The 26,714-nt window shown below is 40.6% G+C and carries 29 protein-coding genes; 13 read left to right on the top strand and 16 right to left on the bottom strand.

Annotation, left to right across the window (positions count from 1 at the left end):
• Positions 1 to 47 precede the first annotated feature (47 nt).
• Entirely contained in the window at positions 48 to 1,145 is a 1,098-nt protein-coding gene (gene meaB, locus E4635_RS04410) for a methylmalonyl Co-A mutase-associated GTPase MeaB (RefSeq protein ID WP_169630198.1), read from the top strand.
• 56 nt (positions 1,146 to 1,201) lie between these two features.
• On the opposite strand, the gene E4635_RS04415 is transcribed toward meaB, so the two are convergent.
• The 3 genes from E4635_RS04415 to E4635_RS04425 form a co-directional block, all read right to left on the bottom strand.
• Positions 1,202 to 1,747: a hypothetical protein gene (locus tag E4635_RS04415; protein ID WP_135525410.1), complete on the bottom strand. Its 546-nt coding sequence runs from the start codon at positions 1,745 to 1,747 to the stop codon at positions 1,202 to 1,204.
• Positions 1,748 to 1,968: 221 nt separating this feature from the next.
• The gene (locus E4635_RS04420) at positions 1,969 to 2,199 is read right to left on the bottom strand and encodes a hypothetical protein (protein WP_135525411.1); all 231 of its coding nucleotides are present in this window, start codon (positions 2,197 to 2,199) and stop codon (positions 1,969 to 1,971) included.
• An 8-nt stretch (positions 2,200 to 2,207) separates the two neighbouring features.
• Positions 2,208 to 3,584: an MATE family efflux transporter gene (locus tag E4635_RS04425; RefSeq protein WP_135525412.1), complete on the bottom strand. Its 1,377-nt coding sequence runs from the start codon at positions 3,582 to 3,584 to the stop codon at positions 2,208 to 2,210.
• A gap of 140 nt (positions 3,585 to 3,724) precedes the next feature.
• Between E4635_RS04425 and E4635_RS04430 the strand changes: the two genes are divergently transcribed.
• Positions 3,725 to 4,198, top strand: coding sequence for a hypothetical protein (locus E4635_RS04430; RefSeq protein ID WP_135525413.1), 474 nt, complete (start codon positions 3,725 to 3,727; stop codon positions 4,196 to 4,198).
• Between the two features lie 414 nt (positions 4,199 to 4,612).
• Here the strand turns inward: E4635_RS04430 and E4635_RS04435 are convergent, their stop codons facing one another.
• Entirely contained in the window at positions 4,613 to 5,488 is an 876-nt protein-coding gene (locus E4635_RS04435) for a PPK2 family polyphosphate kinase (RefSeq protein WP_135525414.1), read from the bottom strand.
• A 71-nt stretch (positions 5,489 to 5,559) separates the two neighbouring features.
• Between E4635_RS04435 and E4635_RS04440 the strand changes: the two genes are divergently transcribed.
• The 5 genes from E4635_RS04440 (at position 5,560) to E4635_RS04460 (ending at position 9,123) form a co-directional block, all read left to right on the top strand.
• Positions 5,560 to 6,420 (top strand): DUF6929 family protein, encoded by an 861-nt coding sequence (locus E4635_RS04440; RefSeq protein WP_135525415.1) that lies wholly within the window; start codon positions 5,560 to 5,562, stop codon positions 6,418 to 6,420.
• A gap of 52 nt (positions 6,421 to 6,472) precedes the next feature.
• Positions 6,473 to 7,063 carry a phospholipid scramblase-related protein gene (locus E4635_RS04445; RefSeq protein WP_135525416.1) on the top strand — a complete coding sequence of 197 codons (591 nt, stop codon included), beginning with the start codon at positions 6,473 to 6,475 and terminating at the stop codon, positions 7,061 to 7,063.
• A 217-nt stretch (positions 7,064 to 7,280) separates the two neighbouring features.
• The gene (locus E4635_RS04450; protein ID WP_169630199.1) at positions 7,281 to 7,781 is read left to right on the top strand and encodes an RNA polymerase sigma factor; all 501 of its coding nucleotides are present in this window, start codon (positions 7,281 to 7,283) and stop codon (positions 7,779 to 7,781) included.
• Position 7,782: 1 nt separating this feature from the next.
• Complete coding sequence (locus E4635_RS04455; protein ID WP_135525418.1) at positions 7,783 to 8,712, top strand: hypothetical protein; 930 nt, start codon at positions 7,783 to 7,785, stop codon at positions 8,710 to 8,712.
• A 15-nt stretch (positions 8,713 to 8,727) separates the two neighbouring features.
• Entirely contained in the window at positions 8,728 to 9,123 is a 396-nt protein-coding gene (locus E4635_RS04460; protein WP_135525419.1) for a TonB-dependent receptor plug domain-containing protein, read from the top strand.
• A 64-nt stretch (positions 9,124 to 9,187) separates the two neighbouring features.
• Here E4635_RS04460 and E4635_RS04465 read toward each other — a convergent pair whose 3' ends face one another.
• Both E4635_RS04465 and E4635_RS04470 read right to left on the bottom strand, forming a co-directional pair.
• Positions 9,188 to 10,270: a PAS domain-containing sensor histidine kinase gene (locus E4635_RS04465; RefSeq protein ID WP_135525420.1), complete on the bottom strand. Its 1,083-nt coding sequence runs from the start codon at positions 10,268 to 10,270 to the stop codon at positions 9,188 to 9,190.
• A gap of 182 nt (positions 10,271 to 10,452) precedes the next feature.
• Positions 10,453 to 12,084, bottom strand: a complete 1,632-nt coding sequence (locus E4635_RS04470) for an ABC-F family ATP-binding cassette domain-containing protein (RefSeq protein ID WP_135525421.1) — start codon at positions 12,082 to 12,084, stop codon at positions 10,453 to 10,455.
• Between the two features lie 136 nt (positions 12,085 to 12,220).
• Here E4635_RS04470 and E4635_RS04475 point away from each other — a divergent pair, with 136 nt between their 5' ends.
• On the top strand, positions 12,221 to 13,465 hold the full coding sequence (locus tag E4635_RS04475) for a tRNA modification GTPase (protein ID WP_135525422.1): 1,245 nt from the start codon (positions 12,221 to 12,223) through the stop codon (positions 13,463 to 13,465).
• Between the two features lie 74 nt (positions 13,466 to 13,539).
• Here the strand turns inward: E4635_RS04475 and E4635_RS04480 are convergent, their stop codons facing one another.
• The 10 genes from E4635_RS04480 to E4635_RS04525 form a co-directional block, all read right to left on the bottom strand.
• Entirely contained in the window at positions 13,540 to 13,758 is a 219-nt protein-coding gene (locus tag E4635_RS04480; RefSeq protein ID WP_135525423.1) for a putative signal transducing protein, read from the bottom strand.
• A 19-nt stretch (positions 13,759 to 13,777) separates the two neighbouring features.
• On the bottom strand, positions 13,778 to 14,407 hold the full coding sequence (locus E4635_RS04485) for a DEAD/DEAH box helicase (protein WP_135525424.1): 630 nt from the start codon (positions 14,405 to 14,407) through the stop codon (positions 13,778 to 13,780).
• A gap of 17 nt (positions 14,408 to 14,424) precedes the next feature.
• On the bottom strand, positions 14,425 to 15,588 hold the full coding sequence (locus E4635_RS04490) for a sigma-54-dependent transcriptional regulator (RefSeq protein ID WP_135525425.1): 1,164 nt from the start codon (positions 15,586 to 15,588) through the stop codon (positions 14,425 to 14,427).
• 83 nt (positions 15,589 to 15,671) lie between these two features.
• Positions 15,672 to 16,976 carry an ABC transporter permease gene (locus tag E4635_RS04495; RefSeq protein ID WP_135525426.1) on the bottom strand — a complete coding sequence of 435 codons (1,305 nt, stop codon included), beginning with the start codon at positions 16,974 to 16,976 and terminating at the stop codon, positions 15,672 to 15,674.
• Between the two features lie 64 nt (positions 16,977 to 17,040).
• Positions 17,041 to 17,964 carry an ABC transporter ATP-binding protein gene (locus E4635_RS04500; protein WP_135525427.1) on the bottom strand — a complete coding sequence of 308 codons (924 nt, stop codon included), beginning with the start codon at positions 17,962 to 17,964 and terminating at the stop codon, positions 17,041 to 17,043.
• A gap of 107 nt (positions 17,965 to 18,071) precedes the next feature.
• A complete protein-coding gene (locus tag E4635_RS04505) occupies positions 18,072 to 18,566 on the bottom strand; it encodes a hypothetical protein (RefSeq protein WP_135525428.1) in 495 nt (164 codons plus the stop codon).
• A 115-nt stretch (positions 18,567 to 18,681) separates the two neighbouring features.
• Positions 18,682 to 19,797 (bottom strand): molecular chaperone DnaJ, encoded by a 1,116-nt coding sequence (gene dnaJ, locus E4635_RS04510; protein ID WP_135525429.1) that lies wholly within the window; start codon positions 19,795 to 19,797, stop codon positions 18,682 to 18,684.
• A gap of 41 nt (positions 19,798 to 19,838) precedes the next feature.
• The gene (locus E4635_RS04515; RefSeq protein WP_135525430.1) at positions 19,839 to 20,411 is read right to left on the bottom strand and encodes a nucleotide exchange factor GrpE; all 573 of its coding nucleotides are present in this window, start codon (positions 20,409 to 20,411) and stop codon (positions 19,839 to 19,841) included.
• Positions 20,412 to 20,597: 186 nt separating this feature from the next.
• Complete coding sequence (locus E4635_RS04520; protein ID WP_135525431.1) at positions 20,598 to 21,506, bottom strand: TIGR01777 family oxidoreductase; 909 nt, start codon at positions 21,504 to 21,506, stop codon at positions 20,598 to 20,600.
• 92 nt (positions 21,507 to 21,598) lie between these two features.
• Positions 21,599 to 22,051 carry a DUF4442 domain-containing protein gene (locus tag E4635_RS04525; RefSeq protein ID WP_135525432.1) on the bottom strand — a complete coding sequence of 151 codons (453 nt, stop codon included), beginning with the start codon at positions 22,049 to 22,051 and terminating at the stop codon, positions 21,599 to 21,601.
• Between the two features lie 207 nt (positions 22,052 to 22,258).
• Between E4635_RS04525 and E4635_RS04530 the strand changes: the two genes are divergently transcribed.
• The 5 genes from E4635_RS04530 (at position 22,259) to E4635_RS04550 (ending at position 26,675) form a co-directional block, all read left to right on the top strand.
• Positions 22,259 to 22,711, top strand: coding sequence for a DUF4870 domain-containing protein (locus E4635_RS04530; protein WP_135525433.1), 453 nt, complete (start codon positions 22,259 to 22,261; stop codon positions 22,709 to 22,711).
• A 64-nt stretch (positions 22,712 to 22,775) separates the two neighbouring features.
• Positions 22,776 to 23,108: a PadR family transcriptional regulator gene (locus tag E4635_RS04535; protein WP_135525434.1), complete on the top strand. Its 333-nt coding sequence runs from the start codon at positions 22,776 to 22,778 to the stop codon at positions 23,106 to 23,108.
• A 2-nt stretch (positions 23,109 to 23,110) separates the two neighbouring features.
• Positions 23,111 to 24,823, top strand: coding sequence for a PspC domain-containing protein (locus E4635_RS04540; RefSeq protein ID WP_135525435.1), 1,713 nt, complete (start codon positions 23,111 to 23,113; stop codon positions 24,821 to 24,823).
• A 6-nt stretch (positions 24,824 to 24,829) separates the two neighbouring features.
• Entirely contained in the window at positions 24,830 to 25,903 is a 1,074-nt protein-coding gene (locus E4635_RS04545) for a M23 family metallopeptidase (RefSeq protein WP_135525436.1), read from the top strand.
• A 40-nt stretch (positions 25,904 to 25,943) separates the two neighbouring features.
• Positions 25,944 to 26,675, top strand: coding sequence for a head GIN domain-containing protein (locus E4635_RS04550; RefSeq protein ID WP_135525437.1), 732 nt, complete (start codon positions 25,944 to 25,946; stop codon positions 26,673 to 26,675).
• Positions 26,676 to 26,714 lie beyond the last annotated feature (39 nt).

The raw sequence follows: 26,714 nt of genomic DNA on the forward strand, positions 1-26,714 counted from the left end.
TGAACATTGGGCACTTTTTGCTTATTTTTACTCCACAATTTATTCCTGTGGCACAAAAAAAAACACATCCTTCGGCATTAACGGAAAACGACGGCATTGAACAACCTGAAATTATCAGCGCCTCTTCTGTAGCGCAAATCCAGTCTTTCCGGAAAAAAATCCCTACTGCAGATGATTTGGTCAACGGGATTCTTGCAGGTGATAAAACCGCTTTGAGCCGGGCGATAACACTGGTGGAAAGCACTAGTGCCGCACATCTTGAAAAAGCCAATGACGTCATTAAAGCCTGTTTGCCACATGCCAACAAATCTGTGAGGATAGGAATAACTGGTGTTCCCGGAGTGGGAAAAAGTACATTTATAGAAGTATTTGGTACTTTTTTAACGAATCTTGGTAAAAAAGTAGCTGTTTTAGCCGTAGACCCAAGCAGTTCGATTTCGCATGGAAGCATATTGGGCGACAAGACCCGTATGGAAGAATTGGTGAGGAACGAAAACGCTTTCATACGCCCGAGCGCTTCGGGTGAAAGTTTAGGCGGTGTGGCTCGCAAGACACGGGAAAGCATCATTCTTTGTGAAGCCTGCGGTTTTGATACCATCCTGATCGAAACAGTAGGTGTCGGCCAAAGCGAAACGGCGGTCCACAGTATGGTTGACTTCTTTTTATTGTTGAACCTGGCTGGCGCCGGTGACGAATTGCAGGGCATCAAACGCGGTATTATGGAAATGGCCGATGCGATTGTCATCAATAAAGCCGATGGCGATAATATCAAACGGGCACGCCTGGCCAAAACCGAATACAACCGGGCATTACACCTCTTCCCGATGAAAAACTCCGGATGGTCGCCAAAAGTGACTACATGCAGTGCTTTGGCTAACGAAGGAATCGAAGAAGTCTGGCAAACCATTTCCGATTATTTTTCCCTGACTCGGGCAAACGGTTATTTTGACAAAAAAAGGAACGAGCAAAACCAATATTGGCTTTTGGAAACCATCAATGAGCAATTAAAGACCAATTTTTACAATCATCCGGAAATCCAGAAACTTTTGGAAGAGAATAAAAAAGCGGTGCAAAACAGCGAAATTTCCCCTTTTGCCGCAGCCCGCCACTTATTGGATCTTTACCAGAACAACACCAAGGATTAAAAAAACAGCCCCGGAAATGCATCCGGAACTGTTTTCAACGCTGGGTTTTTATTGTTTTAGTTTACCGGTACGGCAATCGTATAGGATTCCCTGTCTTCAGTAATTCTGTAATTTCCTTCACGTAATGCATTGGAATGAAAGCCTAAAGATGCAACAAATTGTTCCGGAATGGTCTGGCCTTCAGGGATTCTGTAAGACAACCCGTTTCTTAACAATGCTCTTTTATGCTCTTCGGTTAAAGCGCTTTTGTAAATCTTCATGACAAAATTATCATTCACATTTTCTACTTTTACCGGAGTTCCGTCAGGCTGTGGCCTAAAAAAAGAAACGTCTACCCACACAATGTTATGGCAAAATCCTTCAGGCTGGCTGCAATCTACGTTGTGTGATCCCCAGGCACGCACAATGATGGTACCATGATAATTGTACCGGCTGGCTGTGGTATTGGAAACCTCTTTAGAAGGCCCGTCAGTCTTAGTATCCTGAACATTGTCTTTGTCGCAGCTTGCCATAAAAGCGGTTAAGAAAATCGTTACCAGTAGCATTTTTACTTTTGCAAATGATACCGATCGGTTGGTTTTGGTGTTTTGGAAATTTTTCATAGTTTGTAATTTAATTGCCCCTACTCTTTGATCGGCTTTTCGGGTTTCGCCGGTTTTGGTATATATCAATTAAATTATTTTTTGTTACCCCTTATTGGGCCTTATTTTGAAAATTTTTCGAAAGCGTATAAAAAAAGTTGCAAAACGATACCCGCATCGCTTTGCAACTCTATGTTTTCTTGATTATTTATCGGTTATGTCAAAGCAGTAGCCTTTCCTGATCAGTCTTTCTCGTAACGTTCCATCTCACGGTCGTAGAAATCATTCGCCTGTTCGATAAGCCCTTCCATTTCAGTATTCAGTTCTGCCTCGTCAAGATCTTCCGCTTCTTCCATAAATTCGACTTCATCGTCTTTTAAATTGATGATAAACCGTGGGTAATCAAGGTGGATGATAAAAATATCGTCCGGAAAATCCGTATTGTCTCCAAGTAAAAATTTAGGTAATTCCATACGTTTAATTATAAATTATGTTGAATAAGTTTTTTTGTCAGGTTGTTAAAGCGAAGATACAAAAATAGTGCGGCTACAGTTAGCCCGGACAACAATCCGATCCATATCCCCGTTGCTTTGAGTTCTGTATATAATCCCAGATAGATCGAAATGGGGAATCCGATGATCCAATACGCCACAAAAGTGATGTACATCGGGATTTTCACATCCTGTAATCCGCGCAGGGCTCCTAAAACCACTACCTGGACCCCGTCGGAAATCTGGAATACCGCCGCTATCAATATCAGTTTCGATGCAATGGCAACCACTTCCGAATTGTCGTGGAGCCTTATCGTATTTTCTGCATTAAGGAATAATTCCGGCAGGTAATTATGGAAAATGACAAACATCAACCCGAAAAACCCTTGTACCATAATGGCCAGCAAGAAAATGGAACGTGCCACAATCCTGAGTTTTATATAATCATTGATTCCCTTCTGGTTCCCTACCCTGACCATTCCCGCTACGCTTAAACCGGAAACGAACATAAAAGTGAACGTGGCCAGGCTCAGGGCAATCTGGTTGGCGGCCTGGCTGGTGGTCCCGATACTTCCGGAAAGCCACACAGCTCCGGTAAACAAAGCAACCTCAAAAAACATCTGCAAAGCCGATGGCAATCCCAGGCTGATAATCTTTTTTGTCATTGCCTTTCCGATGCCTTTAAGGCTGAAACCATCAAAATACGGTTGGAATTTCGCTTTCGATTTTAAGGCGAAATGCATAAAAACAAGCATGACAAACCTAGAAATTACAGTTCCTACCGCTGCACCGAGCATTCCCATTTTAGGAAAAATCCAGAAGCCGTAAATGAAGATGACATTTAAAATGATATGCACCACATTACAGAGTAAGTTAGCCCACATGCCATATTTTGTTTCCGATTTACCGTCGGCGAATTGTTTGTATCCTTGGAAAATAATCAATGGGATTAATGAAAAGGCCACCAAATCCAGGAACGGCTTAGCCAGGTCCACCACTTCCTGCGGCTGCCCCATATGGGCAATTAACGGTTTTGCCAGGAAGATGATCCCAAACAACGAAAGCCCAAGAGCAGTGCACAACACCAATCCGTGGTGGAAAACACTACGGCCCTTGACCAAACTGTTCTCACCATCGGCTTCAGCAATTAACGGTGTGATTGCGGTTGAAAAACCAATACCCAAAGACATGGCGATAAAAACAAAGCTATTAGCCAAAGAAACGGCTGCCAATTCGGTCGGGCCTAATTTCCCTACCATTACATTATCGACTATACCCACAAGTGTATGCCCCAGCATCCCAAGGATAATAGGATAGGCTAATTTGATATTTTCTTTGAATTCACGGGTGTAGACAGAAAGTTTCATGCTATTGATTTGCCGGCAAAAATACGATATTTTATAGCTGATTTGGGAAGAAAATTAGTCTTTGCCTGAAAAAATATGCCAAAACCATATACCAAAACCGGAAAAACACAGTTTTACAATAGAACCAATACCTACTTACTATGAAACATAACATTTTGTTCCTTTTTGCCGTACTGTTGTCTTTTTCCGCTGCTTATTCCCAAAAAGAAAAAGGGGATTTCAGGCTGGGCTATGGTTTTAACGGAGGTGTCCCTACCAATAACGCCTTCAATTTCAGCCTTGGTGCCGATGGAAGGCTACAATATGACATTACGATGAAAACGTCTTTTTCGGCAACGACCGGATACACCCATTTGTTTAACAGCAAAACACATGATACGGGATTTGTACCTGCCAAACTGGGATTCAAATCTTTTTTGGGTGACCAGGTGTATGTTTTGGGAGAAGTGGGCGCGGCCATAGGCGTGAGCAAAGGCATGGGTGTTTCTCCGCTATGGACGCCGGGCGTGGGCATTGCCACAAAACATATTGATATCAGCCTGCGGTATGAAAATTACAGCAAGTTTGATACCGGCCAGGTATCATTGCGACTGGCTTATGGCTATAAACTCTAATCAATAAGAAGCCTTGGGATCCAAGGCTTTTTTTGTGGGTTATCAGAGCCCGGGAGGCATTTGATATGCATTGTAGGATGGCTTAAGCATACTACATCCATACTACATCCATACTACATCCATACTACATCCTGCACTCTAAGCGCACTTTGGCCGGGAGTAAAAAGGAGTAAGTGAGGGAGGAACGTGATAGTGGCAAAAGGTACCGGCTGTTGTTTGGATTAGTTACTATTATTGTGGATTTGTGATGTAAAGCGGGCATGCGTGAGGGATAGCAGCGGAAAGCCCACAGGGAATTATAGCGGCAGCGAAAATTCCCGAGGACTTGAAGCGGATAGCCCGGCTCCCGTTATAGCCCATACCTGCCGTGAGGAACGAACAAGCTTTTGGTGTAACGGGAGACACGCCCAAATGTTAGGGCTCGAGTTGCTTTTTGTAATCGGCGAAATTTGCTTTGATTTTTTCGTCCAGGGCCGGTTCCTTGATGTCGGTGCGTTTTTGCATTTCTTCCAAAATGATCTTCGCGACCATATAGCGGGCCATTTCCTTATCGTCGGCGGGAATGGCATACCAGGGTGCATATTCCTTGGAAGTTTTATTGATGGCTTCTTCGTAATAGGCCATATAATCGTCCCAACGTTCCCGTTCTTTAAGGTCGCCGGGCGAGAATTTCCAATGGTGTTCTTCTTCTTCCAACCGTCGCAAAAGGCGTTTGCGCTGTTCTTCCTTGCTCAGGTGGAAATAAAATTTAAGTACGATAGTCCCGTTTTGGGTAATGTGCTTTTCGAAATTATTGATTTGCTCGAAACGGTTTTCCCAGAATTGGGGCGTAATATCTGTGGTTTTTTCAATCCCGGGAAGGTTTTCAAACAAAATATATTCCGGATGCACGCGGGTTACCAATACGTTTTCGTAGTGCGTACGGTTGAAAACCGCAAACTTCCCTTTTTCGGGCAGGGCCAAATAATGGCGCCACAAATAATCGTGTTCGAGTTCGGTGGAATTAGGGGTCTTGAAGCTATGGACCACGACTCCTCTGGGATTGAATTCCTTAAAACCCTCCCGGATGAGGCTGTCTTTGCCCGAAGTATCCATCCCCTGAAGGCAGATAAGCACGCCGTACCGGTTGTGGGCATACATAATATCCTGTAATTCACTGAGTTTGGTTTGCACTTTTTCTAGTTTTGCTTCTTTTTCCTCATCGGTTAGCAAAACCGGCAATTCGGTAGGGAACTCTTTTATGGAAAAGTTTGATGTGATTTTGAAATCATCGGGATTAAATACAGCCATATTTTTTGATTTATATTTCTTTTATTTGCACTATCGGAAAATTCAGGCAAACGGATGCCAATGGCTAATTTATGGAAAAATTTCAACTTACTCCTTTTTTGGATGTCAATGGTATAGGCTCGGCTTCCGGCTTGGTACATTATCAAGATTCCTTATTCATTATCAGTGACAATTCCGGTTTTTTGTACGAATACCGGTTAGGTGCCCAGGATACGTTGCAACATACATTGGTTAGCGGTCCTGCACAAAATATCGAAAAAAAGCGCAAACCTGACCTGGAATCGATTACGTTAAAGGACAACAAACTGTATATTTTTGGTTCGGGCGCCACAGAAAACAGGAACAGGCACTTTATTTTCGATCCCCGGACACAGGAAGTTTCGGAAAAGAGCCTGGAAAACCTGTACCGGAAGGTAAAAACGATGGCCGGTATTTCTGACGATGACCTCAATATTGAAGGTGCTTTGTTTTATAAAGATAGTTTGTATTTGTTCCAAAGAGGAAACGGTGCCAATTCTCAAAATGGAATCGTGGCGATTGACCATTACAACGAAGAAGAAGGTTGCAATGACGGCATGCCGATTCGTTTCGTACCGGTTTCCCTGCCTAAAATAGGGCATGTGGAAGCGACTTTTACCGATGCTGTTTTAGTAGCGGGAAAGATTTATTTTCTGGCTGCGGCCGAAGATAGTGTTTCTACCTATGAAGATGGTGAAGTGTTAGGCAGCCTTGTGGGTTGTATGGATGCGGTTTCTTTTGAGGTCGATTTTACTATCCAGATTACCAATACCATCAAATTTGAAGGTTTGACTCCTTTTGGACAATCCGAAACAGGAATTATTTTCCTACTTTGCGAAGACAATGACACCGAAGCCCTGGAGTCCAGGATTTACAAACTGGAAATTCCCAAACCGGCACCGGGAAGAGACTAAACAAGCGAAATAAACGAATACAATAATTTAAAACCTTTTAATTAAAAAATCAATGAACACTGTTTTAAACAACAATCTTTTTTTGGTAAAAGAAAAATTAGGCATCTTCAAAGCGGCGAACAGCTATGACATCCTAAATCCGGAATCGGGGGAAATCATTATGAACAGCACGGAAACCGACCTTGGTTTTTTTACCAAGATGTTCCGTTTTACCAAATACAAAGCCATGACTCCTTTTAATGTACAGGTAACTGCAAATGACGGGAAAAAAGTCATCGGCTTAAAAAGAGGCGTTGCCATTTTCAGGTCTGACGTAGAAGTATTTGATGAAAAAGAGCACCTAATCGGGACTTTCAAGCAAAAATTCTGGTCTATGGGCGGAAAATTCGAGATTTTCGACAAACAAGGAAAACAAGTGTGTACTTTACAGGGAAAATGGACCGGCTGGGACTTTAAATTTATGAAAGATGCCCAGGAAATCGCCCAGGTTTCGAAAAAATGGGCCGGAATAGGAAAAGAATTGTTTACCACCGCCGACAATTACATCCTGGAAATCAAAGATACGGTACCACAGGATGACAGTATCAGGGAATTGATCTTTGCCGCTGTATTGTGTATCGATATGGTGCTTAAGGAAAGATAAGACAGAAAAGAAGAAAGCAGAAAGAGGCCAATAGTTTTATGATTATTGGCTTCTTCGATTTTCGGGGCTTACCATCGTTTTTATGGCAATTACTGCTTATCTTTAAAAAAATTAAAAATATTTTACCTTCGTCCCAACCTTTTTACCCAAAACTGCCTCTTACCATATAAAGACCTTTATAGTGATACACGAAAGCCTTATAATAAACTGCCGGAAAATGCAGCGGGATGCACAACGCCAAGTGTATGAATACATGGCGCCAAAGCTGTACCGGACCTGCAAGCGTTACCTGAAAAAAGAGGAAGAAATAGAAGAAGTGCTGGCCGATGCGTTTTATACCATCTTTACAAAACTGGATACCTTAAAAGAGCTTGGTGCTTTTGAGGCTTGGGCCCGAAAGATAACGGTGAACCATTGCCTGCATCAATTAAAGCGCAATGTAAATTTCAACCTTTACCTGGAAGAAACCAAATTACAAGTGCAGCCGGAGAGTTTGCCCGAAACGCAATTAGAGGAAGAGGACCTGCTCAAGCTGCTTCATTTTATACCGGAAGGATGCAAGACTGTTTTCAACCTTTTTGTGATTGAAGGGTACGGCCACAAGGAAATAGCCGGCATGCTCAATATATCCGAAGGGACTTCAAAATCACAGTTGAATGCAGCCAAAACCAAATTGAAAGATTTAATCAATGGTTTTTATTACCAAAAAGCGAAGTAAAATGGACAATCAAGATACCGTATTCGATCAAATGAAAAAAGCTGCCGAAAAGGCAGAATCCAAAGGTTTTCCTTCGATGGACAAGGTTTGGAACCGGGTGGAGGAAAAACTGGAAACAAAAGCGCTGGCAAAGAAATCCAATACCTGGCAAAAAATAGCCGTTGCGGCTTCGGTTGTGGCCCTGGTTTCTATAGGATATCAGTTTTTTAAACCCGAAAGTACACTAGTGCTTCCTGAAAATAAAATAGTGGTCCGGGAAAACACGGAGCAAACCCCGCCGTTACCTATTGCTGAAGAGGTTAAAATAGCTGGAGACAGCATCAGGGAAAGAAGGGAAAGAGAAACATTATTGGAAAAACAACTTTCAAACAGCGGGCAGACTATTGTCCTGCAACAGCCCATAAGGACTGATGAAATCGTGATAAAGAATTATTTCTATTCTGTTGCTGAAGAAAAAAAGGCTGTTTTGGATACTATCAGCACAAAAAGCGACGGCTTCTTCAATACTGCTGACTACACTTTAAAAGGCCGGGTTTTTGATGCGATTGGTGTGCACCACATTGCCGAATCTTCAACAACTGATGACAATGCTGCCCCAAAAAACCCGCCGTTGCTTGTTATTGATGGTAAGGCCGTAACTGCTAACGGGAAAACAAAAGAAAGAATGCTTGCCGAAATGGATGGAGAGGAAACAGAAACCATTTACCTGGCCGAGCCTTTGTATATCATCAATGGGACGTATTATTCTGAAGAAGAGCTTTTTGGCAAAAACCCGACAAGTCCTTACGCACCCTTGGACCAACAGGAAATTAAAACCGTCAAGATCCTTCATGAGAAAAACGAAATCGCCCCATACGGCAAAAAAGGCGAAAAAGGAGTGGTCATTATTATTACAAAAGATGGGAAACCTTCCATCAAAAAAGGGAATTAACTAAAAAATCACAAGATGAAAAGTGCAAGACGCATGGTATTGGCCCTGACCGTTTTACTGTCTTCAATGGCTTTCGGGCAGCAAAAAGATTCGATTGGGAACAAAAAACATTTCGCATACAGATGTGTGCAATCCATAAGCAATAATCCGGGCAAATCATCGCTTTTCATTGTAAACGGCTTTGAAACCACTGAAGACATCATGATGCGATTGGATACCAACACCATCGAATCTGTAAATGTCATAAAAGGAATAGAAGCAACAGCAATTTATGGAGTAAAAGGCAGCAACGGAGCGATAATCATCACCCTAAAAGACATACCACGAAAAGATCTCCGAAAGCTAAAGAAAGATTCCGATGCGGCATTGGCCCGCCAAAGAGCAAAAGACAGCCTCATAACCAGGCAGTAATAAATTTTGGTTAATATGTTTATTGAAAACCCGTTCCGTTTTTCACAACGGGGCGGGTTTTGTTTTAAAAACGTATGCTGACCTTGGTACCGATTCCAGGACTGCTTTCGAAATCTATTTCACAGTTATTCATCTCCCCGAAACACTTCACCAATTGCAATCCCATCCCGATGCCTTTTTCGTTTTCCGTCCCATTGGTTGAAATACAGTTATTGGCTTTTATACTCATTATTTTCTCTTGTGACATCCCTACTCCCGAATCTTCGATAGTTAATACATTATCGTTATGGTAAAACTTTATTTGACCATATTGCGGTGTAAATTTAATAGCGTTGGAAAGCAGGTTCCTTATGATGACAGTCATGATTTCCGCATCACAATCCCTGGTAACAAAATCCTGTAAATCAACAGAAACCGATATATTTTTATGATGGATCATGCTTTTGTAAAAGCCGATGATGTCTGTAACCAATGTTTGGTACTGTATGCCCACAGGAGAAACTTCTATCGTATTGAAATTCAGCCTTGTCCAGTTTAAAATAGTTTCAATCATTCCCAAAAGCAGGTTCGATTCCTGGTAAATCAATTTTACCATCGCCTTGAATTCTTCATCAGTGACATCATTGTTTTCAAACATGAAGGACATTGCTGATAAATTGGCGATCGGGTTCCGCAGGTCGTGCCCCAAAATGGATAACATCCGCTCATTGTTCCGGTTGATCTTGGTCAGTTTCTCCTGTAGTATAACTTCATTGTTGATATCTACAAAAGCCAGGATGAAAAAATTATCCAAAAAGAAAGTCTTGATCTCATACCATTTTTCTTCTTTCCCTTTTGGTTTTAAACGTGCTTTTATTTTAACTTCTTTTTCATTTTTTGAAATAGCCTCATGAAGTTTTATATTCCAGGCATTGCGTATTTCATTACGGTACGCTTCATCAGGGTATAAAAGCTGGTACCAAGTGTCTACGTCGGGAATATCCTGTGTGGTGTAACCAAACTCCTGAATCAAGTTCTCATTAAAGAAAAGACTTTGGAAATGTGCGTCAAATGTTTCAATTTCTGTAATAATAAATGGATAAGGTAAAAAATTGGCAATTTTAACGACATCTTCCTTCGATTTAAAAAAAGACTCCATAACTATCATTAATCAACTATTTAAAGTTAGCCATAAATGGCTTAATAAAGAACAACACGAGCCTACATTCCGCTATAAGTAACTATAAATCAGATATAAAACTACATTTCAATAACTATTCCTACAAAAAGTGAAAAAGAAAAAGGGATAAAACTCCCGTCTTATCCCTGTCTTTTTTATTATTGTTATATTTATTTTTCGATTTCTTTAAGGCTTTCCATTTTTTTGTGGGCCAGGAAGCCTTTGATATCCTCAAAATGCTCTTTCACACGCTTATGCCCGAATTCGAATACTTTTTCGGCCAAACCGTCCAGGAAATCACGGTCATGCGACACCAGGATCAGGGTTCCGTCAAAGTCCTTCAATGCATCTTTAATAATATCTTTGGTTTTCATGTCCAAATGATTCGTAGGTTCATCCAGAATCAGGACGTTTACCGGTTCCAGCAATAATTTGATCATGGCCAGACGGGTTTTTTCACCTCCTGAAAGCACTTTTACTTTCTTTTGGATATCATCGCCCTTAAACATGAAAGCTCCAAGCATATCCTTGATTTTTGTACGGATGTCCCCTACGGCAATATGATCAATGGTTTCAAAAATAGACAGGTCGCCATCCAAAAGGGCCGCCTGGTTTTGGGCGAAATAGCCAATTTGAGCATTATGCCCCACTTCCAGTTTTCCTTCAAAATCGATTTCTTTCATGATGGCCTTGATCATGGTCGATTTCCCTTCCCCGTTTTTCCCTACGAAAGCTACTTTCTGCCCTCGTTCGATAACCAGGTTGGCATCATTAAATACGACATGGTCGCCATAGGATTTTGACAAACCGTCAACCACAACAGGATATTGCCCCGAACGTGGCGATGGCGGGAATTTTAGTTTTAAAGAAGACGTATCCACTTCATCAACTTCTATTGGAACAATCTTTTCCAGCATTTTCACGCGGGACTGTACCGATTCTGTTTTGGAAAAAGTACCCCGGAAACGATCAATGAAGGCCTGATTGTCTGCGATAAATTTCTGCTGCTCATCGTAGGCTTTTTGCTGATGGATCCTTCTGTCTTTACGCAATTCCAGGTAATCCGAATATTTGGCTTTGTAATCGTAAATCCTTCCCATGGTCACCTCGATGGTACGATTGGTAATATTATCGACAAATGCCCTATCGTGGGAAATTACCATAACGGCTTTGGCGGAATTGATCAGGAAGTCCTCAAGCCATTGGATACTCTCAATGTCCATGTGGTTTGTAGGCTCATCCAGCAAGATCAGGTCCGGTTTTTTCAACAGGATTTTAGCCAATTCGATACGCATTCTCCAGCCTCCTGAAAATTCCGAAGTGGAACGCGTAAAATCTTCTCTTTCGAAACCCAATCCTTTGAGGACTTTTTCTACTTCAGCTTCGTAGTTTACTTCTTCTATAGAATAGAATTTTTCGCTTAATTCCGAAACACGCTCGATCAGTTTCATGTAATCATCACTTTCGTAATCGGTCCGGATTGTCAATTGCTCATTCAAATCATCGATTTCCGCTTTCATATTAAAAACCTCCGCAAATGCTTTTGAGGTTTCTTCCATAACGGTACAATCATCTTTAGTGAGCAAATGCTGTGGCAAATAAGCAATTACAGCTTCCTTTGGTGCCGAAATATTTCCTCTGGAAGGTTTGTTTTCGCCCGCAACTATCTTTAAAAGTGTCGATTTTCCTGCTCCGTTTTTACCCATAAGGGCAATCTTGTCATTTTCATTGATCGCAAAAGTCACTTCGCTAAAAAGTGTCGTTCCTCCAAATTCTACGGCGATATCATTTACTGTAATCATATTCGGTTATTTGATTGTACCATTTTTAAAGGCGCAAAGATAAGGTAATTTAGCATTTACCAACTATTTACCTTTATAAGAAATGGGTAAGGATTAAATTGATTACTTTTGCGCGCACAAAAAAAATAACCTACAGATGAAAAAACAAGTATTGGCAATCTTTTTGCTTATCTATTCTTATGCTCAAGCCCAGATAACCTTCGAAAAAGGCTATTTTATCTCAAATGGCAGCAAAACAGAATGTTACATCAGAAACATTGACTGGAAAGACAACCCAACTGAATTTGAATACAAAACAGATTTGAAAGAAGCCGCTTCGAAAGCTTTTATTACCAATGTCGAAGAATTCGGGATTGACAACAGCAGTAAGTACAAACGGTTTAAAATCAACATCGAAAGATCCAGCAACGATATCAGCGACATTTCGAAAAGCAGCTCCCCTAAATGGAAAGAGGAAACTTTATTCCTAAAAGTTTTAATTGAAGGCGACGCGACTTTGTATTCCTATTCTGAAGGAAATTTATACAAGTATTTCTTTGAAACAAAAAATGTCCCTACTGAGCAATTGATAAGGATAAAATACATCAACCTTACTCCTGTTCCCGGCCAAAATTATGCTGATGACAGTCTCAAAGAGAACAATCAGTTCAGGCAACAGTTATTTAATGGATTAAAATCTGAAGCCATTTCGGAAGAAGACATTAAAAATGTGAGCTATACAAAATCCTCTTTGGTGAAAATCTTCAAAAAATACAATTCCAGTACCGGTTCTGCTACAATGGTAAGTTTTGAAAGCAAGAGCGATAAAGATCTGTTAGCGGTAAAAATAACGGCAGGAATCGACCAGGCATCATTAAAATTGACCGACCCTAATACTTATTATAATGCCAGCAACGAGGTAAAAGGGGAAACGATTTTTAAAATCGGTGCAGAATTAGAATATACACTTCCATTTAACAAGAACACATGGAGTGTTTTCATTAATCCTGCCTATCAGAAATATGAAGCTGAAAAAAATTACACCCGAGACAATGGTTTTGGAGTGATCCTTCCGCATACTCTTAATGTCGAATATTCATCTGTAGAACTTCCTATTGGAATCAGGCACCATATTTTCTTAAATAAAACTTCAAAAATATTTATAAACGGGGCATTTGTCTTTAGTGCTTTTGGAGGGAATGCAACATTCGATTTTGATCATGGCAAAACAATATTTGAAGGTACTTCAAGAAATAATTTTGCCTTCGGTGCCGGTTATAGTTTCCAAAATAGGTATAGTATTGAATTTAGGGTCAATACGGCTAGAGAAATCCTGGGCTACCAGCAATGGTCTGCAAAATACAGCTCGATTGGCATTATTTTGGCATACAAAATATTCTAATTTCAAAACTTGCAAAAAATAAAAAAGGCCCGGATAAATGTTCCTGGCCTTTTTGCTTATTGAAAACAATGTATTTAAATATTCATCCGAAATTCCTCTATTACTGGATTCGCTTTGGCAAAATCGGTTTCCTGTATAAAGATTTCCATGGCCTGGCCTGCGGTTCCAAAACCTGGCAGCCTTCCTGATTGAATATTGTTTTTTGCTACCGTACCAACTCCGGCTTCTTCTAGTTTTGCCTGTAATGCCTGTGCCAGTATCTCACTTCCGGAGAACACTTTCATTAGTCCCATTTTTCTGTATTTTTAACTATTATTCCTCTTCTTCGTAATCTTCCACACCGAACAAAAAGGGCTCGAGCATGATCTTATCGGCCATGATTTCAACTCTTTCGGTTAATTCCTCTGAGAAAAAAAGCCGCTGCGTTTTTTCAACACTATTGGAGAGTCGCAGGACTACGGCATCCATGCGCAACCTGAACAATTCATCAGCGTCATCAATGACAAACATCTTGACAGTATTCATATTAAATCCTGCCGATGAAAACATAGCATTGATTCTATTGGGCGTGCCAACCAGTACATCAATCCCTAGCGAAATCTGGTTCTTATCATAATCGATATCTCCTTTGTCATGCGAGCCAAAAACACGCAAATCGCTATAATTCCCATATTTTTTGAACATATCGACCATTTCCAAAACGGCTTCCTTATCTTTTACAATAATCAGCGCACGGGTGGATTCCCCAACGGCTTTTTCCAGTTTTTGGATTACCGAATACACTATTGTTGTTGACTTCCCTTCCCCTTTTGGCATGATGACCACAGCATCGGCACCGCTTTTAATCGTTCCGAAACAATCGGATTGCACTTCATTGGCTTGGGTTATCCCATTTTCAATAAGTGCTTGTTGAAGGCCGGGGTTTATTTTTTTTAAATTCATTTTAGCGTTCCAATTTTTTATTTACTCGCAAACAATTTTACGTCATTTTCCGATATTTCATTATTGCCAAGGATGATCAGACGTTCGACAACATTCCTTAATTCGCGGATATTTCCCGTCCAGTCGTATTCCTGGAGCAGTTTGATGGCCGGAGCCGAAAATTTCTTGACCGTGCTCCCTTGTTCTGAGGCAATTTTTTCGGCAAAATGATTAACCAGTATCGGGATATCATTACGCCTGTCGTTCAAGGCCGGGACTTTGATCAGGATTACGGCCAGGCGATGGTACAAATCTTCCCGGAAACGGCCTTCTGCGATCTCTTTTTTCAAATCCTTATTCGTTGCCGCAACCACACGGACGTTGACTTTGATATCCTTATCGGCACCTACCCTCTGGATTAGGTTTTCCTGCAGGGCCCGTAATACTTTGGCTTGCGCCGAAAGACTCATGTCTCCTATTTCATCCAGGAAAATAGTACCGCCGTCAGCAGCTTCAAATTTACCCGCACGGTCTTTCACCGCAGAAGTAAACGCTCCTTTGATATGCCCGAATAATTCGCTTTCGATTAATTCCGACGGTATCGCCGCACAGTTTACCTCGATTAAAGGTGCATTGCACCGTTCGCTTTTTTCGTGCAGCTGGTGGGCTACCAATTCTTTTCCGGTTCCGTTTGGCCCTGTAATTAGGACCCTGGCTTCCGTAGGCGCCACTTTTTCGATCATTTCCTTGATATGGTTGATCGGCTCGCTTTCCCCTACCATCTCGTAATTTTTGGACACTTTCTTTTTCAGTATCTTGTTTTCCACTACGAGTTTTTTCCGGTCGAGGGCATTACGGACCGTGTTCAGTAAACGGTTTAGATCCGGTGGTTTCGAAATATAGTCAAAAGCACCTAAACGCATCGTATTTACAGCGGTTTCCAAATCTCCATGGCCGGAGATCATAACCATCGGGATTTCCGGTTTTATTTTTTTTACGGCTTCCAACACTTCCTCACCATCCATTTTAGGCATTTTAATATCGCATAAAACAAGATCGTAATCTTCTGATTTTATCTTCTCGAGGCCTTTGATACCGTCTTCGGCTTCTTCCACTTTATAGGTATCGTTTTCTTCGGAAAGGATTTTTACCAAAACTCTCCTGATGGAAGCTTCGTCTTCTATGATAAGGATTTTACTCATTTTCTTATTCTTCTAAAAAAAAGCAAAGTTACAAAGGTTTTCAAACTTTCACCCCTGTAACTCCGCTTCTTTATTACTTTACTTTAATATTTAAGCCATTTGTACAACTCTTTCCAGGTTGGTTTTTTGCCGTACATCAGGATTCCTACCCTGTATATTTTGGAAGCAAACCATACCACGCCTAAAAAAGTCCCGAACAACAATCCGATGGAAAGGGCCAGCTGCCACCACGGCACTCCGAACGGGATCCGCATCAGCATAACGATTGGCGAAGTCAGCGGGATCATCGAAAATACCGTTGCAACTGTTCCGTGCGGATCATTGACTACGGTAAAAATACCCACATAAACCCCCAGCATCAAAGGCATGATGATAGGCAACAGGAATTGTTGTGAATCGGTTTCCGAATCAACGGCAGCCCCAATAGCCGCATACAGTGAACTATATAGGAAATAGCCTCCTATGAAATAAATGACAAAAGAGATGACCAACGTTGCTAAAGGAAGGTTGAAAAATTCCTTGATATAACTCTGAAAAGTAGCGCCCAATTCTCCCTGCGCCGCATGCATAACAGCCGGATCGACGCTTCCCTGAGCTCCTGCCTGCATTCCGAAAAAGGATGTTGCCGTAAAAATCAGCACGCCACCTACGATTGCCCAAATGGTAAATTGCAGGATTCCGGCCAATGAATTTCCGATGATTTTACCCATCATCAGCTGATACGGTTTTACCGAAGAAATGATGATTTCGATAATCCTGGATGTTTTTTCCTCGATTACGCTACGCATTACAAAATTCCCATAAATGATGATGAACATCATAATTAGGTAACCGAAAGCGCCGCCGATAGCGATTTTCATTTCATTGATTCCTTTAATAGTATCCTCGCCGGAAAATTTCAATAAATGGATACTGGCTTTTGTTTTCGCTTTTTCGATTTTATCGGAATCAAAACCTAAAGCATTCAGGTTATTTTTAGTTAACTGATTGTCAATCACGTCCTCCATTTCCATGATGAATTCCATGCTTGGGCTCTCGTCTGAAATGTATTCGACTTTATTAATCAGTTCCTTCTGGTCTGCCACTTTTGGGATGTAGATCAATCCTTCGTAGTTTTTGCTTGAGGTTTCCTTGGCCAATTTCAAAGGCATGGCCGACAAATCAACGTATACTATTTCTTTGGTGTTCTTGAAATCCGGTTTTAAGGTTCCCACTGCATCGTGAATCGCAATTTTAGTGACTTCGCCTTTGTTCATATTAGCCAGGTAGCCAATAAAGAAAGACATTCCCACAATTAGCAACGGGCTTAAAAAAGTCATGACAATGAAAGACTTATTGCGTACTTTGGCAATAAACTCTCTTTTTATAATTAAGGATAATAGGCTCATTTTTTTCTGTTTGATGGTTAGATTACCGAATTGCCCGTTTTTGGACAGTTAGATATCTTAAAATCTATATATTGCTTACGGTCTGGATGAAAATATCGTTTACACTTGGAATATTCTCTGAGAAATGGGTCACCTGTCCGTTTTTGGTCAGGACATGTAGCAACTCATTGGATGTAGAAGTCCCCAAATCGATTTCAAGTTTCAAATCATCGTTCAGGGATTTGAAATCGGTGGATGCTACCGTAAATTTCTGTGTTAAATCATACATCAGCCCTTCTACGTTATTGGTCAGGATACCTACTTGGAATTTATGCGTGCGGTGGTTTCGTTTCACATCTTCCAATTTCCCTTCAATGAGTTTGTTCGATTTATGGATCAAAGCGATGTAATCACACATTTCCTCCACGCTTTCCATACGGTGTGTCGAAAAAATAATGGACGTCCCTTTTTTATTCAGTTCGATGATTTCATCTTTAATCAGGTTCGCGTTTACCGGGTCAAAACCAGAAAACGGTTCGTCGAGGATCAGTAATTTCGGTTCGTGCAGGATGGTCACGATAAATTGGATCTTTTGCGCCATTCCTTTAGAAAGTTCCTGGATTTTCTTGTCCCACCAGCCTTCTATCTCAAACTTTTCAAACCAATATTTCAATTGCTTTTTAGCCTGCGCATGCGACATTCCTTTCAATTGGGCCAGGTATAATGCCTGTTCGCCAACTTTCATGGTTTTGTACAACCCTCTTTCCTCAGGCATATAACCGATGTACTGCACATGGTTTGGGGCCAGTTTTTCACCGTCCAGGATAATCTCGCCGCTATCTGGCATGGTTATTTGGTTGATAATCCGGATCAAGGAGGTCTTCCCGGCTCCGTTTGGGCCTAAAAGCCCGTAAATGCTACCTTTGGGAACTTGTAATGAAACACTGTTTAAAGCGGTATAATCACCGTATTGTTTTACTACATTTTTAACTTCAAGAATATTACTCATTGTAGAAATTAGATTTTTGTAAATGTACAGAATTAGTACAAAATTGCAGTCTTTTGTTACGAAAACGGCATGCTTTTTAAAGTTGAAACTATAATTTTACGGGCCAATCATACCGCAGCGGCCGCCATAGCTGTAAAATAACGGATGCCGTGCACCATACTTAGCACTAAAACATCCCGCAAGGGCAATGCATCGAAGGCAGGAACTGTTTGGATGTCGTATTGGCTTTTGAATGTTTTCCAGCTGTAACCGAGCATGATTTGTGCCATTTGATCTCCTTTTTTGTCGAGGATTACATAACTCTTGCCCCAGAACCCTTTGCTTTTCATTGTAAAAGCAACATCAGGATCGTTAACCGATGATTTGAAGGCAAAAGTCCCTCCGAAATTCATGGCATATTCCAACAAGGTTTTCCCATTCTGTTTCAGTTCAAAGGAAGATTTCCAAAAACTTTTAGGATCTATGCTGAATTTTTCGCCGTTATGGAGGTTTATTTCACATTTGGCCGAACTCCACCCTATATAATCCAGGCTTCCCAACTCCTTTTCCCCTTGGGTTAAGATTATTTTTTTCCAGCTACGTTCTTTTATTGTATAATTCATAACATGGTACATCTTAGACTGACAATTAGTCTCATAATACACAAAGCGTTACAAAAAACCCACCCTTTTTTCAAAGGATGGGAAAATAAATAGATACAATATCTATCCAAAAAAATTATGAGAACATGTCTTTGACTTTTTCAAAGAATGATTTTTCCGATTTTTCAGGTTTTGGGATAAAATTCTCGTCCACCAGGTTGCTTTCGAAGAATTTCTTTTGTTCCTTGTTTAGGTTTTTCGGAGTCCAAACATTAACATGAACCAGTAAGTCACCGCTTCCGTAATTGTTTAAACTTGGGATTCCTTTGCCTTTCAGACGAAGGATTTTTCCGGACTGGATACCTTCTTCCAATTTGATTCTTACTTTGCCGTTTACCGCTTCGATATCTTTGGAAACACCTAAAACTGCTTCCGCAAAACTAATATACAGGTCGTAATGAAGGTTTTCGCCCTCACGTTTAAGGAATTCGTGCTCTACTTCTTCAATGGCAACGATCAAATCACCAGGAATCCCGTTTCCGGGAGCATCGTTCCCTTTACCGGAAACTTTCAGCTGCATGCCGTCGACTACCCCTGCAGGGATTTTGATCGATACGGTTTCATCTTCCAGGATCATACCTTGTGCATCGGCATTATTTGGTTTTTTATCGATCGCTTGCCCCGAACCACCACAAGTAGGACAGGTTGTTGCTGTTTGCATACGTCCTAAAATGGTATTGGTAACACGCATGATTTGCCCTTGCCCGTTACAGGAAGAACAGGTTTTGTAGGTCACTCCGGGTGCCTGGATTTTGCGTTTAACCTTCACTTTTTTCTCCACACCATTGGCAACTTCTTCCAGGGTCAGTTTCACTTTGATGCGCAGATTGCTTCCTTTGGCCCTGCGTTGTCCGCCTCCGCCGCCGAATCCGCCGAAACCTCCGCCACCAAAAGCTCCTCCGAAAATATCACCGAACTGGCTGAAAATATCATCCATATTCATGTGGCCTCCGCCGAAACCTCCTGCTCCGTCGAAAGCCTGGTGCCCGTATTGGTCGTATTTGGCTTTCTTTTGCGGATCGCTCAATATTTCATAAGCTTCTGCAGCTTCCTTGAACTTTTCTTCAGCCGCTTTGTCACCCGGGTTCTTGTCAGGATGGAATTCAATGGCTTTTTTCCGGTATGCCTTTTTAATTTCAGCTTCCGAAGCATTTTTAGCAATGCCTAATATTTCGTAAAAATCTTTTTTCATTTTTATATCCCTTTGCTTTCGCTCAAGGTCAAAATTTATGTTTAATTACCAATCACAACTTTAGGGAAACGAATGATTTTATCCCCTAATTTGTATCCTTTTTCAATTACATCAACCACTTTCCCTTTTAATTTATCACCAGCCGGGATTTGTGTGATCGCTTCCGCAAAATCAGCATCAAAAGCATCTCCGGATTTGATTTCGATAACTTCCAATCCTTTTGAAAACAAGGTGTCCTTGAGTTTATTATGGATCAGTTCGACACCTTTAACCAGGTTTTCATCTTCCGATTTTGAAATTTCTGCCAAAGCCCTGTCAAAATCATCCATAACTGGCAACATGGCTTGTAATACTTCCTGATTGGCAGTCCTGAAAAGTTCCGAACGTTCTTTTGAAGTACGTTTTTTATAATTCTCAAACTCAGCAAAAAGACGTAAAAATTTATCTTTTTCATGCGCCAGGTCTTTGGCCATTTGCTCCTCGATACTTAATTCTTCTACAATCAGCTGTTCACCATTAGCGTTTTGCTCTAATGTAGCTTCATCCAATTCTTTATCTATTTCAGTATTCTCCGTAGTCATTTTTGATTTATTTTTAAATATATTTTGAAACATTACTTTGGGTATGCAAAAGTACTGCCAAATATGATATAAATGCCAAATTGTCATTAATAAATTTAATATAATTTTAAGAGGAAGTTGCCGGATTTTATGTAAATTTGGAATACAATCTCCGGTTACTTATTATTTATTATATACGATTATTAATTCACAATACCTTAAAAGCGCCTTGGGCGCTTTTTATTTTAACAGCAGTTGCTGGAGTGCTTTGTGAATCGATTTGTACTGAAAATGAAACCCCATACTGGAAATCTTCTGGGAGCTTACATTCTGGCTTTCATAAAGAAGGGTATGCATTTCCCCTAAAAGCAGCCGCATTATTATTTTAGGAATCCCGGGCAGGAAAAAAGGCTTGTCCAAAATATCCGCGATCATAGCAGAAAGTTCTTTATTGGGTACCGGATTGGGCGCTACGGCGTTATAAGTACCGCTGAGCTTGTGTTGCAGCGCAAACAGGAACATATTGGCCAGGTCATGGATATGTATCCAGGATTGCATTTGGTTTCCATCGCCAAAAGGAGCACCAATCCCTAATTTAATAGGCTTGATAATTTTTGGAAGCGCCCCGTCCTTATCGGATAACACCAAACCAATACGCAGTTTGCATACCTTAATTTGCAACCTTTCGAATTGATGTGCCGCATCTTCCCATTTTACTACTACATTGGAAAGGAACGAATCGTTGAAATCTGTAAAGTCTTCCGTATAATAATTTTTCCGGCTGTCAGGGTAGATCCCGATGGCTGAAGCTGAAATAACCTGTTTTACCTGATGGGGATTGTTCCTTAAAGTCGTAAAGAGCAAATTCGCCGACAGGATCCGGCTTTCTACAATTTCCTGTTTATTTTGGGAAGTCCAGCGTTTTCCAATGGATGAACCGGCAAGGTTGATGATTGCACTGACGCCCAACAAACAGCTTTCATCAATAATCCCTGAAGCAGGATCCCAGAAAAAGCCCTGGTAATTAGGTTGGTACTGGATTTTATTTTTTGAAGTAGTCAGGTAATTGATCTTAATCCCGTTTTGCAACAGTAGTTCGGTGAGTGCTTTACCCACTAGTCCTGTCGCTCCTGTAATTAAGACTTTCATACTCATTTGCTTTACCCAAAATTACGGAAGAAAAACCTTAAAAAAGTCCTAATTGTCTTGAGTTTAACTTTTTAGGCAAGTGGTGTTCTACTCTATTTGGCCCTGATGCTCCATTCGAAATCCATTTCGGAAACCTGGTCGCCTTTTGCATCAATCCCAATGGATTTCATCCAAAAAGTCTGGCCTTCTCCTGTCGCAATGGTTTTTTGAATAGCCTCTTCTATTAAATGGCCGTCTTTGCAGGTAAAGGTAATCCTTCCGGTGGCCTTTTTGGAGAAGTTCCCTTTGTTATTGGCTACAAGCATGGAGATTTTTTTGCCGCTTTTCCTGATGTGCAGCATGACCAATGCGCCGGTAGTAAGTTCCGCAGCCATTGCCTGTACGGCAAAATACATAGAATTGAATGGGTTTTGGTTGAACCAACGGTGTTTTACCGTTACCACACATTGTTGATCGGAAATTTGCTTTACCCGTACACCGCTCCAAAAAGCAGACGGTAATTTGAAAAACAAAAAGGTATTTAATTTTGACGGCGAAAACTCCATAGTGCTTGATTTTCTGCTAAACTACAAAAAAATACTATGCACGCCTACTATTTATATATGTTAAATAAATGTTAATTTGTAGTACTTTGTTTTGCATAATACCTTTTTTTAGACTTATCTTTGTATAAGAAATTAATAGCTTATCTATAGTATTATTAAAACCGATAATCAACCAGCTTGTTGCACACAGGCAAAAAAAACAAAATCATGACAACAACTCAAGAAAAAAACACGGCAACTCTAATTCATTTAAGCACGCTGACACAGTTTTTCTTTCCATTTGGGAATTACCTGTTCCCAATGCTAATCTGGTCATTCAAAAAAGACAAATCTGAATTTGTAGACCATAATGGGAAGCAGACTTTGAATTTTCAGCTGAGCCTCCTTTTGTATACTATCGTTTTGGCATTCATTGCCATCCCAACTTTATTGTACAGCATCTTTAACAATGTCACTTTTGATCAATTTGAAAACGGTGACTTTGCCATCGAACAACTTTCTGCCGGGAACATCACAGGCATACTTGTTATCGGCCTGACCTCATTATTCATCTTATGTATCTTAAAGGTGGTTGAGTTTTTCCTGGTCATTTATGCTGCCGTAAAAAGCAATAACGGAGAAAGATACAGATATCCTTTAGCCATCAATTTTTTAAAATAGTTTCAATCATCAATCACAATCATCAATCAAAAATGAATAGTTTAATCACAAAAAAAGAAATTCTATGAACATTGAGAACACAAAAGCTCAGATGAGAAAAGGCGTTTTGGAATTTTGCATCTTATCGGTCTTAAAAGAAAAAGATGCCTATACTTCTGAAATCCTGGACACACTGAAAAACGCAAAGCTACTCGTAGTGGAAGGAACAGTATACCCTTTACTTACAAGACTAAAAAACGATGGTTTGCTAAGCTATCGTTGGGAAGAATCAACATCGGGGCCACCAAGGAAATATTACGGATTAACCGATGAAGGACAATTTTTTTTAACAGAATTAAATAGCACCTGGACAGAATTGTCAGATGCGGTAAACATAATAACCATACAAAACAAATAGCCATGAACAAAACAGTAAATATGAATTTAGGAGGTTTTTTCTTTCACATTGATGAAGATGCCTATCAGAAATTAAATCGCTATTTTGATGCTATAAAGCGATCCCTTTCCAATGAAGGACGTGAGGAAATCATGAACGACATCGAAAGTCGAATTTCAGAGCTTTTTTCTGAAAAACTAACCAATGACAAACAGGTTCTTGGCATAAAAGACGTGGACGATGTAATTGCGGTTATGGGTCAGCCGGAAGATTATAAAATTGAAGACAACGAGCCTTCAGGCGAGAATTATGCCTATGCGACAAACCGTTCCAAAAAACTATACCGTGACAAAGAAGGCGGTATTTTAGGCGGTGTTGCAGCCGGTTTGGGCCATTATTTTGGCGTGGACAAGGTTTGGATCAGGATTGCATTGGTTTTATTGGTTTTTGCCGGATTCGGTACCGGGATAATCGCTTATATTGTTTTGTGGGCTGTTACTCCTGAAGCGATTACCACATCTGAAAAACTGGAAATGAGCGGAGAACCTATCAATATTTCAAATATCGAGAAAAAAGTAAAGGAAGAATTTGAAAATGTATCCGAAAAATTCAAAAATGCCGATTATGGCAAATTAGGCAACCAGGCAAGGAACGGGGCCGAAAGAATTGGCAGTACATTAGGAGACATTTTCATAACCTTGTTTAATGTATTTGCAAAATTCATTGGTGCCATTATGGTTTTATTTGCCTCAATAGGTATCATTTCACTGCTTGTGAGTTTGTTTACCTTAGGTTCCACGTCCTTTATGAATGTGCCTTGGCTGGATTATTTCAATACATTCAATTACACAAATACCTCCATGTGGTTCATCAGTTTATTGTTCTTTTTTGCTATAGGGATCCCGGTTTTCTTTTTCCTGATTTTAGGACTGAAGATATTGGTGGCCAATATGAGATCGATTGGGAACGTTGCAAAATATACCCTATTGGCTGTGTGGATCATCGCAGTTGGGATACTGATCCTTTTAGGAGTTCGCCAGGCTACTGAAATCGCTTTTGAAAACAAAGTAGTTGAAAAGAAAATCATTGATTTAAAGCCAAATGACACTCTTTTTGTGAAATTCAGGTACAATGATTATTACACTAAAGACATCTACCACACCGAAGACTTCAAGTTTGTGCAGGACGAATCCAACCACAACCTGATCTACTCTAATAATGTAAGGATTGAAGTGATGCCTACCGATGAAAACGTGGCATACCTTCAAATTGAAAAAGAAGCCAATGGTAAATCTTTTACGGAAGCCAAAAAAAGAGCCGAGAAAATCAATTACGGATTCAAGATCGAAGGAAACCAGATCATCCTTGACAATTATTTCCTTACGGATGTCAACAGCAAATACCGCGGCCAGGAAGTTTCCCTTTACCTGTATTTGCCAAAAGGAACGTTATTGAAACCGGATGCTTCGGTAGAACGTTATGATTCTTCAGACAGTGATTTCTTCCGTTTGAGAGACAGTTCAAATTATTCCTACAGGGTTGGTAACGAAAAAATAGAATGCCTGAATTGCCCTGCAGACGAAAACGATTATGATGATTCCGATACTGAAAACACTACAAAAGTCATCATCAATGAAGAAGGTGTCAAAATCGAAAACGATACGGTAATTTCGGATACGAAAGACATCAAAGAGCTTAAAATAAACAAGGACGGTATTATCATAAAGACAAAATAGTCCCGCATGAAAACCATAACCTTACCAAAAAGCATTGCTTTCGGGATTGCCGCCCTGTTCCATTTCGGCCTTGCTGCCCAAAACAGCATTACCATTGAGAACAGGCCGGGGCAGCCGATAAAAGAGAAAATCGGGAACCAATACAGTTTGAATTTCGATTTCAGTATTGAAAACCATTCGGCCGACACTTTAAAATTAACACGTTTGGAAGTGCGCCTTTTAGACAAAGACAATGTCCTGATACAACAAAAGTTCTTAGACAACAACGGTACGGCACCGAGCATTGGCACCATTCCAGACAATCAATGGAATGGTGTTTCAAAAGTCCTGGTTTTCAATCCGTTTCCTGAAATAAACAACCTGATCAGCAAATTGGAATATACGTTTACTTTTAATGATAAGATTGAAATAAAGAAAACGGTTGTCCCTCAGGAATACCATCAGGCGCAGGATTTCATATTGCCTCTTAAAAAGAAGGTTTTGGTGTATGACGGGCACGATTTCAATTCGCACCACCGGCGTTTCAATTATGAATTCCCGTTTATCCATGACTTGGGTTTTACCGGGAATTTCATGCGCTATGCGTACGATTTTGCGATATTGGATCCGGAAAACAGGCAATTTTCGGGCAAAGGAGAAAAAAATGAGGAATGGTTCGGTTTTGCCTCCGAAGTCCTGGCTGTCGCCGATGGGGAAATCATCGAGGTTGTCACCAACCAGGAAGACAACAAAACATTCGATGTCCCTTCACTGAAAGACCATCCGCTGGCCTTATACGGGAATTATGTTGTCATTAAACATGGCAAAGAAGTGTACAGTATGTATGGGCATTTAAAAAAACAAAGTTCGTCCGGCTTTACAATTGGGGATAAAGTCAAAAAAGGACAGGTTATTGGTTTGATAGGCACATCGGGAAGCTCATTTTTCCCACACTTGCATTTCGAGGTCCGGAACAATATTACGCATGAAGCGGAAGGAATTCCTTCTTACTTTTCGGATTTTTATGTAATTTTAGGCTCGGTTAAACAAGTGGTAAAAAAAGGGACCGTAAATACCGGAGATATTATTCAATCAAAATAAAAAAAAACAAATAAATAAACAAACACACAAACCAATGATTATGATAAAATTTACGACACAATTAGTAAGACTGATAGTGGCAGCATGCATCGCCTTGTTATTCAATTCATGCAATGATATTGGCACAAGCATCAAAGGAAGCGGGAAAGTAGTTTCAAAAGAACGGACGGTACAGGATTTCACCAAAATAGAAGTCAGCAAAGGCCTGGAGTGCGAAGTGACCCAGGGAGACAAAACCGAAGTAATCGTAGAAGCAGACGATAACCTTCAGGACGGGATCATCACAACAGTTGAAAACGGTACGCTTAAAATTACCTCAAAGTACAATAACTACCGTAACGTAGCTTCTAAAAAGATCAAGGTACAAATGCCGAAAATTTCCGGACTGGAAACCACAAGCGGATCCAACCTGGTGACTACCAATACCCTTAAAGGAGAAAATATCTACTTAAAATCAAGCAGCGGAAGCGATCTGGAAGCCAGCCTCGAAGTTGACAAGGTTATTTTGGAAGCCACCAGCGGAAGTAATTTGACCGTAGGAGGAAAAGCGCTTGAGGTTTCAACGGCCTCTTCCAGCGGAAGTACCATCGACGCTGGGAAATTAATGGCTAACGATATTACTTCGCAAAGTTCCAGCGGAAGCAATTCCGTAGTCAACCCAATCTTGTCATTAAAGGCCCATGCTTCGAGCGGAAGCTCTATAGAATATGAAAAAGCGCCTAAAAACCTGAACATCCAAAAGAATTCCGCAGGCGATGTAAGCCAGAAATAAAAAAAAGCTTCAAATAATAAAAATCATCTATCACAAGTA

Origin of the sequence: Flavobacterium humi (assembly GCF_004745595.1) — a bacterium.
GTDB classification, from domain to species: Bacteria; Bacteroidota; Bacteroidia; order Flavobacteriales; family Flavobacteriaceae; genus Flavobacterium; species Flavobacterium humi.